Genomic DNA, 15,054 nt, shown 5'->3' with positions numbered 1-15,054 from the left:
CCATGGCCCCCATTCCTGGCAGTGGCCTCGCCAAGGGCCTGGCCGTCACCCTCCGCACGATGACGAAGAAGTCCGTCACCGCGCAGTACCCCGACGCCCAGCCCGATCTCCCGCCCCGCACCCGCGGTGTGATCGGCCTGTTCGAGGAGAACTGCACGGTCTGCATGCTGTGCGCCCGCGAGTGCCCGGACTGGTGCATCTACATCGACTCCCACAAGGAGACGGTGCCGCCGGCCGCCCCGGGCGGCCGCGAGCGCAGCCGCAACGTCCTCGACCGCTTCGCCATCGACTTCTCCCTGTGCATGTACTGCGGTATCTGCATCGAGGTCTGCCCTTTCGACGCCCTGTTCTGGTCACCCGAGTTCGAGTACGCCGAGACCGACATCCGCGACCTCACCCACGAGCGCGACAAGCTCCGCGAGTGGATGTGGACCGTCCCGGCCCCGCCGGCCCTCGACCCCGGCGCGGAGGAACCGAAGGAACTCGCCGCCGCCCGCAAGGCCGCCGACAAGCTGGCCGCCCAGCAGGCACCACCGGCCGCCGAATCCCACGCCGACCAGCAGGCCCGCGCCGCCGAACAGCCCACCCGACCCCAGGGCGACTCCAAGCAGCAGACCGACCAGCCGAAGCCGGGCCGCACGGAGCTGACCCATCAGGAGCCGGATCGCCCGGAGCCGACTCATCCGGAGCCGACTCGTCCGGAGCCGGGTCACCCGGAGCCGGGTCAGCCGAAGCCGGGGCAGGAGGGCGCGGAATGACGCTCGCCGCAAACGCCGCTCTCCTCGCGACCGGTCCGGCCACCGGGGCCGCCGCGGAAACCCACGGCTTCCTCTCCCCGACCGGCGTCGAGATCGCCTTCCTTCTCGTCGGCCTGGTGACCTTCGGCGCCGCCCTCGTCACCGTCACCACCAGGCAGCTGGTGCACGCCGCCCTGTGGCTGGTGGTCACCCTCGGCGGCCTCGCCGTCGAGTACCTCCTGCTCACCGCCGAGTTCATCGCCTGGGTGCAGGTCCTCATCTATGTCGGTTCCGTCGTCGTCCTCCTCCTGTTCGGTCTGATGCTCACCAGAGCCCCCATCGGCCGCTCCCCGGATGCCGACTCCGGCAACCGCTGGGCCGCCCTCGCCGTGGCCGTCGCCGCTGCCGCCGCCCTGGTCTGGGTCGTCGTCGACGCCTTCCGCACGACCTGGATCGACCTGGACGGCCCCGCCGCCGGCTCCACCGAGGCCACCGGCGCGAGTCTCTTCCAGAATTGGGTGCTCCCCTTCGAGGCCCTCTCCGTCCTCCTCCTCGCCGCCCTGGTCGGCGCCATCGTCCTGTCCCGCAAGGCGAAGGCGGAGTCGAGCTCTCCCCCTGTGAACGCCCCGGGCGCCACCAAGAGTTCCCGGACGGTCACGGAGAGTTCGCAGAGTTCCGAGCAGGAAGGTGCCCGCTGATGCACCTCGCCTACCCTGCCGTGCTCTCCGCCCTGCTCTTCTGCACGGGCCTGTACGGCGTCCTCGCCCGCCGCAACGCGATCCTGGTCCTGATGTCGGTCGAGCTCATGCTCAACGCCGTCAACCTCAACCTGGTCGCCTTCGACGTCTGGCTCAGCAAGGCCGCCAGGGAGACCCTGCACTCCGGTCAGGCCCTGACCCTGTTCACCATCGCCATCGCCGCCGCCGAGATCGGCATCGGGCTGGCCATCGTCCTCGCCGTCCACCGCAACCGCGGCACCGCGGACATCGACAAGCTCCGCGACACCGCCGAACGGCACGACCCCGACGACCCCGACCACGACGCCCGCCCGGCCGAGCAGTCCGACGAGGCCCAGAAGGCTGAGGCCACCGCGTGACCACGACCACCCTCGCCGTCCTCGTCCCCCTCCTTCCGTTCCTCGGCGCCGCCGCCGGCCTGCTGCTGGGCCGCACGGCACCCGGCTTCGTCCGCCCCCTCGCCGTCCTGCCGACGCTCACCTCCCTGGTGCTCGCCGCGCTGGTCGCCGCACGCCAGGGCGGCGGAGCGGCCGTCGACTCGGCCACGGAACTCACTCCCACCGGCTCGGTCCCCATCGAGCTCGCCCTGCACATCGACGGCTTCGCCGCCCTCGTCGCCGTCCTGGTCGGCCTGGTCGCCTCCTGCGTGCAGATCTACTCGACGGGCTATCTGCGCGACGACCCGCGCTACCCCTCCTACGCCGCCCTCGTCTCCCTGTTCACCTCCGCGATGTTCCTGGTTGTCTACTCCGGCGACCTGATCGTGCTGCTGGTCGGCTGGGAAGTCATGGGCATCTGCTCCTACTTCCTGGTCGGCCACTACTGGGAGACCCCGGAGGCCCGCGCCGCCTCCCTCAAGGCCTTCCTGGTCACCAAGCTCGGCGACGTCCCCTTCCTCATCGGCCTGTTCGCCCTGGCCACTGACGCCGGCTCGTTCCGCATCACCCGCATCCTGGGCACCGTCGCGAGCGGCGGACTCGACCACCCCACCCTGATCGCCCTTCTCCTCCTCGCCGGCGTGGCGGGCAAGTCGGCGCAGTTCCCGCTGCACACCTGGCTCCCCGACGCGATGGCGGGCCCCACCCCGGTCTCCGCGCTGATCCACGCCGCGACGATGGTCGCGGCCGGTGTCTACTTCATCGCCCGTCTCCTCCCGGTCTTCGAGGCCTCCCAGGCCGCGATGGTCGTGCTCGCCGTCATGGCCGCCGTCACGATGACCGGCTCGGCGCTCGCCGCGCTCGCCCAGGACGACATCAAGCGCGTCCTCGCCTACTCGACGATCGGCCAGCTCGGCTACATGACCGGCGCCCTCGCCGTCGGCGACCGCGGGGCCGCCGTCTTCCACCTCCTGTCCCACGGCGCCTTCAAGGCGCTGCTGTTCCTCGCGGCCGGCGTGATCATCCACGCCGCCGGCACCAACTCGCTCGCCGCCATGTCCCGCATGCGGAACCTGCGCGACCGCATCCCCGACGCCTACTGGACGATGACCGTGGCACTGCTCGCGCTCGCCGCGATCCCGCCGTTCAGCGGCTTCTTCTCCAAGGAGGCCGTGCTCGGCGTGGCCGAGCACGTCGTCACCGGGCACACCGAGCACGCCCCCGCCGCCGCGGGCTGGATCGTCCTCGTCGCCGGCCTGCTCACGGCCGTGCTCACCGCCGCCTACGCGATGCGCCTGTGGCTGCTCGCCTTCCGCGGCCGGGGCACCGAAGCCCCTGATCACGGCAGGCAGCCCCTGACGATGACCGTCGTGCTGTGGGTCCTCGCCGTGCCGTCCCTCGCCCTCGGCGGTTTCACGTTCCGCCTGCTGCCCGACTGGTTCGACGGGCGCGACCTCGGCCCGACCCTGACCACCTCCGTGCTCGGCACTGGCGTGGCCCTGGTCGGCGGCATCGTCACCTACGCCGCCTGGCGGCACACCACCGCCCTCGCGGCCCGTGTCCCGCTGGGCGCCGTCGCGGCCCACCCCGAGGGCGACGCGGCCAAGGTCGAGGCCGAAGCCATCGCCACCCACGAGCCGGCCTACGGCGACATCGCCTACGCTCCCGACCCCGCCGACCCGGGACGGCTGCTGCTCGGCCCGCTGCACCGCCACGCGGCCGCCGGCTTCCACCTGGACGCCGTGTACACGGTCCTCTTCGTCCGCCCGGTCCAGGCCGGAGCGAGCCTCGTCCGGTTCCTCGACCGCGAGGTCGTCGAGACCTATGTCCGCGGTGCGGGTGCGCTGCCCCGCTGGCTCGGCGCCGCCGTACGGCGTGCCCAGACCGGCAACGTCCAGACCTATGTGAGCGCGCTGCTCGCCGGCACCGTCGTCCTCGCGGTCGCCGCCGTCCTCGTCGCCACGGGAGCGTGAGCAGGCGTGATCGATATCAACGAGTCCGTGATGCAGTTCCTTCTGGCGTTCGTCGTCGTCGGGCCGCTCCTGGGCGCCGCCGCGGCTCTCCTGCCGGCCCCGCCCGGACTGAAGGGAAAGTCACCCGAGCAGGCCGTGCTCCGGCACGGTGTCACGGTCACGGGCGCGATCCTCGTCGCGGCGATCGTCCTCGCGCTCGGCTTCGACCACGACCAGCCGTCGAAGATGCAGGCCGGCACGGACATCAGCTGGATCCCCGCACTCGACGTACGCATCCACCTCGGCATCGACGGCATCTCCCTCCCCCTCCTGGTCCTGACCGCGCTGCTGACCTTCCTCTGCGCGCTCTACTCGTACTTCAAGATGCCCGAGGGCCCGACCCCGAAGGCCTTCGTCGCCCTGCTGCTCGTCCTCGAAGCCGGCACGCTCGCGACCTTCGCCGTCCTCGACCTGGTGCTGTTCTTCCTCGCCTTCGAGATGGTCCTCATCCCGATGTACTTCCTCATCGCCCGCTGGGGCGGCGAGGGCCGAAGCCAGGCCGCCTGGCGCTTCATCCTCTACACCCTGCTCGGCTCGGTGGTCATGCTGCTCGGCCTGCTCCTGATCGGGATCAAGGCGGGCACGTTCGACATGGTGGCACTCGCCACTGACAACGGCCGATCGCTGAGTACATCCGTGCAGCTCATCGCCGTTCTGGCGATCGGGATCGGGCTCGCGGTGAAGACGCCGATGTGGCCGCTGCACAGCTGGCTGCCCGACGCCCACACCGCCGCGCCCACCGTCGGCTCGGTCCTCCTCGCCGGCGTGCTGCTGAAGATGGGTACGTACGGGTTCGTCCGAATCCTGCTCCCCATCGCGCCCGACGGCTTCCGCACCTTCGCGCCCTACCTCGCCGCCCTCGCCGTCGTCGGCATCATCTACGGCTCCCTGGCCTGCCTGGCCCTCGCCAAGCAGGGCGCGAAGGGCGATCTCAAACGCCTCATCGCCTACTCCTCCGTCGGCCACATGGGCTTCGTCCTGCTCGGCATCGCCACGATGACCCCGACCGGCGTGAACGGCGCCCTCTTCGCCAACATCGCCCACGGCCTCATCACCGGCCTGCTCTTCTTCCTGGTCGGCGCCCTGAAGGACCGCACCGGCACCACCGACCTCGACACCCTCGCCGAGGAGACCGGCGCCGCCCTCTACGGCAAGGCCCCGCGCCTCGGCGGCCTGCTCGCCTTCGCCGCCGTCGCCTCGCTCGGCCTGCCGGGCCTGGCCGGGTTCTGGGGCGAGATGCTGGCCCTGTTCGGCGCCTTCAGGCCCGCCGAGGGTCTCAGCCGCCCGGCCTTCCTGACCTTCATGGCGATCGGCGCGTTCGGCACGCTGCTGACGGCCGCGTACCTGCTGATCGTGGTCCGCCGCGTCTGCATGGGCGCCCTGCCCCAGGACGCCCCGACGCTCCCCGACGTCCGTGCCTACGAGTTCGCGGCGTGGACCCCACTCGTCGCCCTCACCGTCGTCGCGGGCCTGTGGCCCAGGGCCCTCCTCGGCCTGAGCGACCCGGCCGTCCAGCAGCTCCTCGCAGGAGGCACCCGATGAGCTCCCCGGCCCAGACCCTGGCGGCGTCGCTGGTCCAGTCCGTCGACTGGCTCGCGATCGCCCCGCCCACCATCGCGGCGGTCGTCGGACTCGTCGTCCTGGTCGCCGACCTGTTCGTCGCCGAGCACCGCAAGGCCCTGCTCGGCTGGACATCGGTGGCGGGCCTGGCCGCCGCCACGCTGATGCTGCTGCCCCTCCTCGACGGCGACCGCAGCACCTTCTGCCTGACCGGCGACGCCACCGTGTGCAGCTACACGGCCGACCGCTTCACCCTGGTCATCCAGTTCCTGGTCCTCGGCGGCGCCCTCCTCGCCGCCCTCCTGTCGGTCACCGCCCTGAAGGACGCCCGCAAGGACCTCCCCGAAGGGGAGTACTGGTTCCTGCTGCTGTCCTCCGCGGCCGGCGCCGCTCTCCTGCCCGCCTCCCGCGACCTCGCGACCCTGATCGTCGCCCTTGAGGTCGCCTCCCTGCCCGCGTTCGCACTGGTCGGCCTCAGGTACGGCGACCGGAAGTCCTCCGAGGCGGCCCTGAAGTTCTTCCTGTCCTCGGTCACCGCGACCGCGGTCAGCCTGATGGGCATCAGCTTCGTGTACGCCACCACGGGCACGCTCTACCTCTCCCAGGTCGCCGACCGCATCCAGAACGTCGACGGGCAGTTCCACACCCTCGCCCAGACCGGCGTGGTCCTCACCCTCGTCGGCTTCGCCTTCAAGACGGCCGCCGTGCCCTTCCACTTCTGGGTGCCCGACACCTACGTGGGCGCACCCCTGCCGATCGCGGCCTACCTGTCGGTCATCGGCAAGGCGGTCGGCTTCAGCGGCCTCATCCTCGTCACGGTCGTGGCCCTCCCCTCGTACGCCGATGTCTGGGGCCCCGCCCTGGCAGCCCTGGCCGCGCTCACCATGACCGTGGGCAACGCCGGAGCCCTGCGGCAGCAGGCCACGCGCGCGTACAGCGCGGTACGCCTGCTCGCCTGGTCCTCCGTCGGCCAGGCCGGCTACCTCCTGGTGCCGATCGCCGCCGCCGCGTACTCCCAGGACGCCGAGAAGTCGATCGGCTCCACCGTCGCCTACGCCCTGATGTACGGCGCCGTGAACCTCGGCGCCTTCGCGGTGGCCGCGCTCGTAGGCCGCACGAAGGTCCTCAACCGAGTCGCCGACTACCGCGGCCTGTACGCCTCCAGCCCGCTGTCCGCGCTGTTCCTGGCATTCTTCCTGCTCTGCCTCGCCGGACTGCCGCCGGGCATCATCGGTCTCTTCGCCAAGGTCGCCGTCTTCTCGGCGGCCGTCGACGCCGGCCTCGGCTGGCTGGCCGTGGTCATGGCCGTCAACGTCGTCATCGCGCTGTTCTACTACCTCCAGTGGACGGCCCTGCTGTTCCGCGCCCCCGAGGGCGAACCCGAGAAGCACCGTGTCCCCGGACCGGTCACCGCCGCGATCGCCCTGACCGGCGTCCTCGGCATCGCCCTGTCCGGCGCACCCCAGCTGGTCCTGCGTTTCACCGACACCGGGCTGTTCTGAACCGACCGGGCTCCCTGGAAACCGGCCGCATACACCGCGCGCGCGTGGGGCACTCGCTCCCACTCGCGGGTGCCGCTTCCCGGCGCCGTCACCCGGACGGTCCACACCCGGCGACGCGCGCACCAGGGAACTCGAACCTCTCGCCTCGCGTTGACCAGTACGGAAGGGTCCACTGGACGTGAGAACGCGGCACCAGTGGCACCGCAGATGCAGCAAGCAAGGGTCCCCCTGCCGCACGACTTGGAGGGCGCACCGTGCACCGCCGGCACAACGGGCTCAGGACAGCGATACTCCTCGGAGGACTGTCCGCACTCATCATCGTCATCGGCAGCTTCTTCGGCCGCATGGGGCTCGTCATCGCCGTCCTGGTAGCACTGGCCACCAACGCGTACGCGTACTGGAACAGCGACAAACTGGCACTACGCGCGATGCGCGCCCGCCCGGTGAGCGAGTTCGAGGCCCCGGCGCTCTACCGCATGGTCCGTGAGCTCTCCACCCAGGCGCGCCAGCCCATGCCGCGCCTGTACATCTCCCCGACGGAGGCACCCAACGCCTTCGCCACGGGCCGCAATCCACGCAACGCCGCGGTGTGCTGCACCGACGGCATTCTGCGCCTGCTGGACGAGCGCGAGTTGCGCGGCGTCATCGGCCACGAGCTCAGCCACGTCTACAACCGCGACATCCTCATCTCGTCGGTCGCCGGCGCTCTCGCCTCCGTCATCATGTTCCTGGTCAATTTCGCCTGGTTGATCCCCATCGGACGGTCGGACGACGACGACGGCCCCGGTCTGCTCGGCATGCTGCTGATCATGTTCCTGGGCCCCCTCGCCGCCTCGCTCATCCAACTGGCCGTCAGCCGCTCGCGGGAGTACCAGGCGGACGCGTCCGGTGCCCAGCTCACCGGCGACCCGCTCGCCCTGGCCAGCGCCCTGCGCAAGCTCGAACTCGGCACGAAGCAACTCCCGCTGCCGCCCGAGCCGCGCATCGAGACCGCCAGTCACATGATGATCGCGAACCCGTTCCGGCCCGGCCAGGGGCTCTCCAAGATGTTCTCCACACACCCGCCGATGGCGGAGCGAATCGCCCGGCTCGAGAAGATGGCAGGTGGGAACCCGTGAGGACCATACTCAACGTCATATGGCTCGTCCTGAGCGGCTTCTGGCTGTTCCTCGCCTACATGCTCGCGGGCCTGCTGCTCTGCATCACCATCATCGGCATCCCGTTCGGCGTCGCGGCCTTCCGGATCGGCGTCTACGCCTTGTGGCCCTTCGGGTACACGACGATCGAGCGCCGTGACGCGGGCGCGCCGTCCTGCGTGGGCAACGTGCTGTGGCTGGTGCTCGCGGGCTGGTGGCTCGCCTTGGGCCACATCGCCACCGGCATCGCCCTGTGCGTCACGATCATCGGCATCCCGCTGGGCATCGCCAACTTCAAGCTCATCCCGGTCTCGTTGCTCCCGCTCGGCCGAGACATCGTGCGGACGAACGAGCCGTTCGCGGTGCGCTGACGGAGAGGCACCGACCCTCCGTTGTCCACACGCCCGGGGGTTGTCCACAGGCCCGCCCGGCTGTCAGCGGCGGCCTGCATGATGAACCCATGACCGCGATCGAGCAGTTCCCGACCCGAGTGACGACCCAGACTCACAACACCCGTTGGACGGGCGGTACGACGCGCCCCGAGCCGTCCGCCCCGAGGAGAGGTGCCGGAAGACCCGCGGCGAGAGGCCGTGAAAGACCTGAGCCGAGAGGCCGTGCAAGGCCCGAGCCGAGAGGCTCCTGAAGGCCCGGTCCGTCGTGGAGGCAGGCCGGCCTTACCGTTCCCCTGCCCCGGCCCCTGCCTGCCTCCACCGCCGCCGCACCGCGTACGCAACCACCCCCACCACCAGCACCCCCACGCCCACGACCACCGACACCCCGGGCAGCGAGAACGCCAGCACCGCACACCCGGCCAGCCCCACCACCGGCACCACCCTTGCCGACGGCGCCGAAGACAGGGTCCAGGCCGACGCGTTGGCCACGGCGTAGTACGCCAGCACACCGAAGGAGGAGAACCCGATCGCGTCCCGGACGTCCACCGTGGCCGCCAGGACCGCGACCACCGCACCCACGGCCAGCTCCGCCCGGTGCGGCACCTGGAACCGCGGATGCACCGAGGCCAGCACTCTCGGCAGATGCCGGTCCCGTGCCATCGCAAGCGTCGTCCGCGACACCCCCAGGATCAGCGCGAGCAACGATCCCAGCGCGGCCACGGCGGCACCGGCCCGCACCACCGGCCCGAGCCAGGGCGCCCCGGCCGCCCGCACCGCCTCGGCCAGCGGCGCCGTCGTGGCCCCGAGACCGCCCGACCCCAGTACCGAAAGGACAGCCACCGCGACACACAGGTAGACCACCAGTGCGATGCCCAGCGCCAGCGGGATCGCGCGCGGAATGGTGCGCGCCGGATCCCGCACCTCCTCGCCGAGGGTCGCGATCCGGGCGTACCCGGCGAAGGCGAAGAACAGCAGACCGGCCGCCTGCAGCACCCCGTCCGCTCCGCCCGAGGCCCCGATGTCCAGCCGCCCGGCATCGGCCTCACCGGAGGCCAGACACACGACCACCACACAGGAGAGGACAGACACGACGAGCGCCACGATCACCCGAGTCAGCCAGGCGGACTTCTGGACACCGCCGTAGTTCACCGCGGTCAGTGCCACCACGGCCGCGACCGCCACCGCGTGCGCCTGCTCCGGCCAGACGTACGTGCCCACGGTGAGCGCCATCGCCGCACAGGAGGCCGTCTTCCCGACCACGAAGGACCAGCCCGCGAGATATCCCCAGAACTCCCCGAGCCGCTCCCGCCCGTACACATAGGTACCGCCCGAGGCGGGATACAGGGCGGCGAGGCGAGCCGACGACATGGCGTTGCAGTACGCGACCACAGCGGCGACGGCCAGCCCGATGAGCAGACCGGAGCCGGCGGCGTGCGCGGCCGGCGCGAGGGCGGCGAAGATCCCGGCTCCCACCATCGAGCCGAGTCCGATGACGACGGCGTCGCCCACGCCGAGGGTGCGGCGCAGTCCGGGGTCGGAGGCTGTCATGCGCCGCACCCTACTGATCAGTGCAACCGACGGCCGTGGCCGGGGCGTCATCCCCACCAAGACGGCGTGAACGTGCGGGGCGAGGAGGCCGCGCGCGGAACGCCCGGCGTACGACGCACGGTCCCTGCCTGCCGAAGGCAAGATCACATGGCTGGGAGAGTGCGGGCACAGCGTGAAAGGGCAGGTTCACGGCATGACCATCATCAGCTGGATCATCCTGGGACTGTTGGCCGGAGCCATCGCGAAGTTCCTGCTGCCGGGGCGCGATCCGGGCGGCCTCATCGGCACGACCCTGATCGGCATCGCGGGCGCGTTCATCGGCGGCTGGATCTCGGCCCGCTGGATGGACCACCCGATCACCAAGGGCTTCTATGACGGTGCGACCTGGGCAGCGGCGATCGGCGGATCGCTCGTCCTCCTGATCGCCTACCGCCTCCTGTTCGGCAACTCGCGCGACTGACGCGCCCGCCGACGGCAGTCGGCAGACGAGAAGGGTGGAGCACCGGCAGTGCCCACCCTTCTGGTGTCCGTGCGGGCGCGAGCCCGGAGGGCCTGACCTACCGGTAGTTCACGAACTGCAGGGCGAAGTCGAAGTCCTTGCCCTTCAACAGGGCGATGACGGCCTGCAGATCGTCACGGTTCTTGGAGCTGACCCGCAGCTCTTCGCCCTGCACCTGCGCCTTCACGCCCTTGGGGCCCTCGTCGCGGATGATCTTCGCCACCTTCTTCGCGTTCTCCTGGGAGATGCCCTCCTTGATCGACGAGAAGATCTTGTACTCCTTGCCGGAGAGCTGGGGCTCGCCGGCCTCCAGAGCCTTCAGCGAGATGCCCCGCTTGATCAGCTTGGACTGGAAGACGTCGAGGATCGCCTTCACCCGGTCCTCGGAGTTCGCCTCCATGAGGATCTGCTCACCGGACCACGAGATCGAGGCACCCACGCCCTTGAAGTCGTAGCGCTGCGAGATCTCCTTGGCGGCCTGGTTGAGTGCGTTGTCGACCTCCTGCCGCTCGACCTTCGAGACGATGTCGAAACTGGAGTCGGCCATGTCCTGTGGCTCCTTGTATCGGGGTGCGTATCGTGCGTACCGGCGTGTGTGGGCGGTCGCAGGGCCCGTTCAGGTCCCGGGCCGCATCCGGACAAGCCTAGCCACCCCCGGCCTTCCGAGCGCTGATCAATCGGGTGGCGAAGCACCCCTCGGCATCAGGTATTGTTTACGTCGTTGCCACGGAGCGCCGCGGAAGAGCGGCTCGAAGGGCAGCAACCCCGGCGGTGTGCCCGAGCGGCCAAAGGGAGCAGACTGTAAATCTGCCGGCTCAGCCTTCCCAGGTTCGAATCCTGGCGCCGCCACAAGACCGAAAGGGTCTGCGACCAGCCTCAATGCTGATCGCAGACCCTTTCGGCGTTCACGGGTCCACCCTGATCGTTATGGGTGCTTTTTCCCAGTGTGTCTCACCCTGATTCGGGTGCTGACCAGTGCGTGTGGGGCAGGCGTGGGGCAGCTTCCGGGCGTCCTAGCTGCCGTTCTTCAGTGCCCGCTCGATCCGGGCGTTGGCTGTGGCGGCGCCGCCATCCAGGCATTTCGCGTACACACGGAACAGCACGGCCACACTGTGGCCGGCGCGCGCTGCTACCTCCTGCGGCTCCACACCGGAACTGAGCCACGTGGACACGGCGGCGTGGCGAAGATCATATGGACGCTTCGCCAGCAACGACGCGCACTGAGCGGGCGTGAGAGCACGCGCACGGGCTTCCGCCCAGACTTCGCCGTATCCGGTGTCCTGGATGAGTCCGCCGCGTTGCGTCCGGAACAGCCGCCCGTCGGGGGCAACGCCGTACGCGGTGACGTGCCACCGGAGCAGGTTCACGAGGTCGGGCGGGATCGGAACGGTGCGCACTGCTTTCCGGGGCCGGTGCTTGAGCCCTCGCCGGTCGTGCGCCTCCCCGCTGTCCGTCCAGGCCGACCCTGAGCGCGGGCGGGTTTCCCGGAGTCGCAGAGTGCCCCACCCTCGGCGGGGCAGGTCGCAGTCCTGGAGACGGAGGCCGATGACTTCCGCCGGCCGTGCCGCCGCGTAGTACATGCAGCCGAAGAACGCGACCAGGCGCCGCCCGCGGGGGCTCTGCGTACGCACGGCATCGAGCAGGGCGAGAGCCTGCCGCGGGTCCGGCACTGAGGCGGGGTCCAGTTCCTCCGCTACCTGCTCCGGGGACTTCCACTGCACCTGTGGCAGGGGGTTGTCCGTTAGGCGTCCGGCGTCAACGGCGTAGCCGAGGGCGTTGTGAAAGATGGCCCGCTTCCGGCGGATGGTCGACGCCGCCGCCGTGGTGCCGTCCAGTTTCTTGGTCAAGGCATCCAGGGCGGCGCGTACCTGCATGCGGTCGGCCAGCGCGGACGTGGGCAGGGACTTCCGCTCAAACCATGCCAGCACGGCGGCCACCTCGTCGGGCGGGTCCTGGTCGCGGCGACTCACGTTGAATGCCCAGCTATAGAGAGCCGTCCGAACCATCGTGGCGTCGGCCATGCCCTTGGTGTCCTTGACGAGAGCCGGCGTCACGGTGGCCATGGCTTCCGCGAGCGTCCGGCGAGTTGAGCCGGGGGAGTGCTGCCACTTCATCTCGATGTATTCGCGGGCGTGCTCGTACCAGCTCACATCGTTGCGCTGTCGCAGCTCAGACAGCGGCACCCCGGTGGACTCGTCGAACGGCTCGCCGGCATGTGCCGCCCGCAGCAACTCAGCGCGTCGGCCATCGGCCAGCGTCTTGGTGCGGAACGTCTGGGAGTGCGGAGTATCACCCGTCTTCCAGCGCAGTTCAGCGGAGGTCTGTCCACGGTCCTTTCGCTGCCGAACGGACCAAATACGAACGTCGTACGTCTTCCCCATCGAGGGCCTTCCTGCGAACGGGGCCCGGTAGGAACCGGGCCCCGTGGGTGGGTTGGTCTGTCGGTGCGATCAGTAGGCGGGGGAGTCCAGACGGCTGAGCCAGTCATCCAGGTCAGTGCGGCGGACCCGCAAGTGACCGTTGGGCAGCTTCACGAGTCGTGGAGCCTGTCCACGGGCGCGCATGCGGTAGAAGGCGGCGCGGCTCATGCCGATCTCGGTGAGGACTTCGGGGAGCTTGAGCATCTTGGGGCGGGCCATTGCTGCTCCTTCGGCTGCTGTCAGTTGGGCTGTGCTGTCCGAAGCGGGAATTTCTGCGTCATCGCGTCACCTGCGTCAATCAGGCTTTTGACCTGCGGGTTCCGGTGACGCAGTGGTGCGGGCCCTGCGTCACCGATGACACGGGCGCTCGTCACGGGGTGACGTTGATGACGCGGGATGACGCAGGATTCGCCGTCTGCGTCACCACCGTTGCCGCAGGTGAGTGGCCGTCTGTCGGGCCGGTGGTGACGCAGTGACGCAGATCTTCCCTACTTAGGAAAAAGAAAGGGGTGGTGTCTGTGGGTCTTACGTCTCAGGGCTTGAAGAACGAGCCGCTTCGCGGCGCGACCTGTGCAGGGCGGCTGTCGCCGCCAAACGGCAAGAGGAGCACCCCCGTCGAGGCGTGCTCCTCTTGCTTGTCCGCCAGCCCGGCGTGCGGTCAGAACGCGGCCTGCTGCTCCGGCGGCGGGGGCGGAGCCTGGCGGCCGAGTTCGATGTAGCGGGCGGCGCTGGTGCGGCCCCAGTCGACCAGGACGCCGCGCGCGGCAAGGGTGGGCTGGATGCGCCTGAGCCGGTCGGAGAGCACCTTGCCGGTGGTGGGCCAGCCCTTGGGCAGGGGGCGGCATTCCTCGCCGCTGTAGAGGGCGGTCAGGGCGTGCAGCCACTCGGCCGACGTCATCCGCACGTCTTCACCCGGGGTGAGTTCGCCGGCGTACTTGAGGACCGTCTGCGCCAGCAGGTCACCTTCGATCACGTCGTCGTTGAGGTCGTCCAGGCTGGCCCGGTATGCCTCCAGGGTCCCGAAGCCAGTGGCCGCGTCGAGCTGCGCGCACAGGTGCGCGAAGTCCGCCATCCGCAGATCAGTCGGGGTCTCGGCCTGCACCGCGCGAACCTTCACGGTTAGGTCGAGCAGCGAGCCGAGGACGACGGGCAGGATCTCGGCGTACTCCGCCCACAGCTCCGCTTCGGTGCGCCGCACCCGGGGGCGTTCCAGGCGCAGGGTGAGGAGCCGTTCGGCCAGGTCGGGGCGGATCACGCCGACGTCGATACCGGTCAGCAGCATCGGGCGGCGGTAGCGGGAGCGGACGACGTCGCCGTCGGTGAACAGCGCGCGCTTGATGCTCTCGGCGCCGGTGATGACGCAGCACATGAGGTCGGACAGGTCCGGGGGCAGGTGGGAGAGGTTGTCCAGGGCGGTAATCCATCCGGCCGCGACCGCCGTGATCATGTTCTCTTCGTCCTTGGGTGCCCGGCGCAGGTCGCCGGTCATGCCCTCGATGATCCGCACGAGCATCCGCCCGCCGGTGGACTTGCCGGCGCCCTGCGGGCCGGTGAGGAACGGGGCGGGGACGGGCACGGACGGTTCCAGGCAGCCGATGAGCCACGCGATGGCCAGGGCCTCGGTCTTGGCGTCGGCGAAGTTGCACAGCCGCATCAGAAGGTCGATGCCTTTGCCGTTGGTGTCCTTGACCGGCTGGGGCAGTTCCCCGGTGAGCTGGGTGCGCCGCCAGCACACCTCCTCGGGATCGGGGACGCGGATGTCCCAGCCGGTGGGGTGGATGCGGACGGACCGGCCGTCGTCGCGGCCGAGGTCGAGCCAGGTGGCTCCGTCGAATCCGGGGGCCACGCGGATGTGGGTGGGCTGTACCTGCTCGGTGAGGGCGAGTGCCTCGATCAAGTCCAACGCCTCCTTGAGGGCAGTTCCGTTGAAGACGCCGACCCCGTCACGGAAGAGGCCGACCATGAGTTCCTGGCGGTGGCTCCCGGTTGTGCCCTGGGAGCGGATCGGACGGGCCACGGGGTGGCCGGTGCGCTGGGCGTAGACGGTCCCGTCCACGGTGCGGAAGTACCGGAAGTGGGACTGGGCGTAGTCGGTGATGACCTTGCGGGCGGGGTTCTTCTCGTCGTCAGACAC

General features: G+C 70.1%; 14 protein-coding genes and 1 tRNA gene. 10 read left to right on the top strand and 5 right to left on the bottom strand.

Going from position 1 to position 15,054, the window contains the following annotated elements; all coding sequences use genetic code 11:
* The first annotated feature begins 2 nt into the window (after positions 1–2).
* The 8 genes from ACZ7EG_RS09055 to ACZ7EG_RS09020 all read left to right on the top strand — a co-directional run bounded on the left by ACZ7EG_RS09055 (position 3) and on the right by ACZ7EG_RS09020 (position 8,432).
* On the top strand, positions 3–758 hold the full coding sequence (locus ACZ7EG_RS09055; protein ID WP_471074325.1) for a NuoI/complex I 23 kDa subunit family protein: 756 nt from the start codon (positions 3–5) through the stop codon (positions 756–758).
* Positions 755–1,435, top strand: a complete 681-nt coding sequence (locus ACZ7EG_RS09050) for an NADH-quinone oxidoreductase subunit J family protein (RefSeq protein WP_471074322.1) — start codon at positions 755–757, stop codon at positions 1,433–1,435. The genes ACZ7EG_RS09055 and ACZ7EG_RS09050 overlap by 4 nt, the downstream gene beginning before the upstream one ends.
* Complete coding sequence (gene nuoK / locus ACZ7EG_RS09045; protein WP_471074319.1) at positions 1,435–1,833, top strand: NADH-quinone oxidoreductase subunit NuoK; 399 nt, start codon at positions 1,435–1,437, stop codon at positions 1,831–1,833. Before ACZ7EG_RS09050 ends, nuoK begins: the two co-directional genes overlap by 1 nt.
* Entirely contained in the window at positions 1,830–3,824 is a 1,995-nt protein-coding gene (locus ACZ7EG_RS09040) for an NADH-quinone oxidoreductase subunit 5 family protein (protein ID WP_471074316.1), read from the top strand. The genes nuoK and ACZ7EG_RS09040 overlap by 4 nt, the downstream gene beginning before the upstream one ends.
* Positions 3,825–3,830: 6 nt before the next feature.
* On the top strand, positions 3,831–5,405 hold the full coding sequence (locus ACZ7EG_RS09035) for a complex I subunit 4 family protein (protein WP_471074313.1): 1,575 nt from the start codon (positions 3,831–3,833) through the stop codon (positions 5,403–5,405).
* On the top strand, positions 5,402–6,925 hold the full coding sequence (locus ACZ7EG_RS09030) for an NADH-quinone oxidoreductase subunit N (protein ID WP_471074311.1): 1,524 nt from the start codon (positions 5,402–5,404) through the stop codon (positions 6,923–6,925). The genes ACZ7EG_RS09035 and ACZ7EG_RS09030 overlap by 4 nt, the downstream gene beginning before the upstream one ends.
* Positions 6,926–7,179: 254 nt before the next feature.
* Positions 7,180–8,043 carry a zinc metalloprotease HtpX gene (gene htpX / locus ACZ7EG_RS09025; RefSeq protein ID WP_471074308.1) on the top strand — a complete coding sequence of 288 codons (864 nt, stop codon included), beginning with the start codon at positions 7,180–7,182 and terminating at the stop codon, positions 8,041–8,043.
* Entirely contained in the window at positions 8,040–8,432 is a 393-nt protein-coding gene (locus tag ACZ7EG_RS09020) for a YccF domain-containing protein (RefSeq protein WP_471074305.1), read from the top strand. The genes htpX and ACZ7EG_RS09020 overlap by 4 nt, the downstream gene beginning before the upstream one ends.
* A 303-nt stretch (positions 8,433–8,735) precedes the next feature.
* On the opposite strand, the gene ACZ7EG_RS09015 is transcribed toward ACZ7EG_RS09020, so the two are convergent.
* Positions 8,736–10,001, bottom strand: coding sequence for an APC family permease (locus ACZ7EG_RS09015; protein WP_471074302.1), 1,266 nt, complete (start codon positions 9,999–10,001; stop codon positions 8,736–8,738).
* 193 nt (positions 10,002–10,194) lie between these two features.
* On the opposite strand from ACZ7EG_RS09015, the gene ACZ7EG_RS09010 reads away from it, so the two are divergent.
* Positions 10,195–10,461, top strand: coding sequence for a GlsB/YeaQ/YmgE family stress response membrane protein (locus tag ACZ7EG_RS09010; RefSeq protein ID WP_030839776.1), 267 nt, complete (start codon positions 10,195–10,197; stop codon positions 10,459–10,461).
* 97 nt (positions 10,462–10,558) lie between these two features.
* On the opposite strand, the gene ACZ7EG_RS09005 is transcribed toward ACZ7EG_RS09010, so the two are convergent.
* A complete protein-coding gene (locus ACZ7EG_RS09005; protein ID WP_190902023.1) occupies positions 10,559–11,047 on the bottom strand; it encodes a YajQ family cyclic di-GMP-binding protein in 489 nt (162 codons plus the stop codon).
* 220 nt (positions 11,048–11,267) lie between these two features.
* Here ACZ7EG_RS09005 and ACZ7EG_RS09000 point away from each other — a divergent pair.
* A tRNA-Tyr gene (locus ACZ7EG_RS09000) sits at positions 11,268–11,349 on the top strand.
* Between the two features lie 164 nt (positions 11,350–11,513).
* On the opposite strand, the gene ACZ7EG_RS08995 is transcribed toward ACZ7EG_RS09000, so the two are convergent.
* The 3 genes from ACZ7EG_RS08995 to ACZ7EG_RS08985 form a co-directional block, all read right to left on the bottom strand.
* Positions 11,514–12,881, bottom strand: coding sequence for a tyrosine-type recombinase/integrase (locus ACZ7EG_RS08995; protein ID WP_381102784.1), 1,368 nt, complete (start codon positions 12,879–12,881; stop codon positions 11,514–11,516).
* Positions 12,882–12,950: 69 nt separating this feature from the next.
* Positions 12,951–13,139, bottom strand: coding sequence for a helix-turn-helix transcriptional regulator (locus tag ACZ7EG_RS08990; RefSeq protein WP_381102786.1), 189 nt, complete (start codon positions 13,137–13,139; stop codon positions 12,951–12,953).
* Positions 13,140–13,578: 439 nt separating this feature from the next.
* The gene (locus tag ACZ7EG_RS08985) at positions 13,579–15,054 is read right to left on the bottom strand and encodes an ATP-binding protein (protein WP_381103329.1); all 1,476 of its coding nucleotides are present in this window, start codon (positions 15,052–15,054) and stop codon (positions 13,579–13,581) included.

Source organism: Streptomyces sp. NPDC037100 (genome assembly GCF_055606225.1).
This window is presented reverse-complemented; position numbering and strand designations above follow the sequence as displayed.

What these genes read in the sequence shown, in the direction of transcription:
- ACZ7EG_RS09055 (WP_471074325.1), top strand. Translation starts at nt 3, where the DNA reads ATGGCCCCCATTCCTGGCAGTGGCCTCGCCAAGGGCCTGGCCGTCACC.
- ACZ7EG_RS09050 (WP_471074322.1), top strand. Translation starts at nt 755, where the DNA reads ATGACGCTCGCCGCAAACGCCGCTCTCCTCGCGACCGGTCCGGCCACC.
- nuoK (WP_471074319.1), top strand. Translation starts at nt 1,435, where the DNA reads ATGCACCTCGCCTACCCTGCCGTGCTCTCCGCCCTGCTCTTCTGCACG.
- ACZ7EG_RS09030 (WP_471074311.1), top strand. Translation starts at nt 5,402, where the DNA reads ATGAGCTCCCCGGCCCAGACCCTGGCGGCGTCGCTGGTCCAGTCCGTC.
- ACZ7EG_RS09015 (WP_471074302.1), bottom strand. Translation starts at nt 10,001, where the DNA reads ATGACAGCCTCCGACCCCGGACTGCGCCGCACCCTCGGCGTGGGCGAC.
- ACZ7EG_RS09010 (WP_030839776.1), top strand. Translation starts at nt 10,195, where the DNA reads ATGACCATCATCAGCTGGATCATCCTGGGACTGTTGGCCGGAGCCATC.
- ACZ7EG_RS09005 (WP_190902023.1), bottom strand. Translation starts at nt 11,047, where the DNA reads ATGGCCGACTCCAGTTTCGACATCGTCTCGAAGGTCGAGCGGCAGGAG.
- ACZ7EG_RS08995 (WP_381102784.1), bottom strand. Translation starts at nt 12,881, where the DNA reads ATGGGGAAGACGTACGACGTTCGTATTTGGTCCGTTCGGCAGCGAAAG.
- ACZ7EG_RS08990 (WP_381102786.1), bottom strand. Translation starts at nt 13,139, where the DNA reads ATGGCCCGCCCCAAGATGCTCAAGCTCCCCGAAGTCCTCACCGAGATC.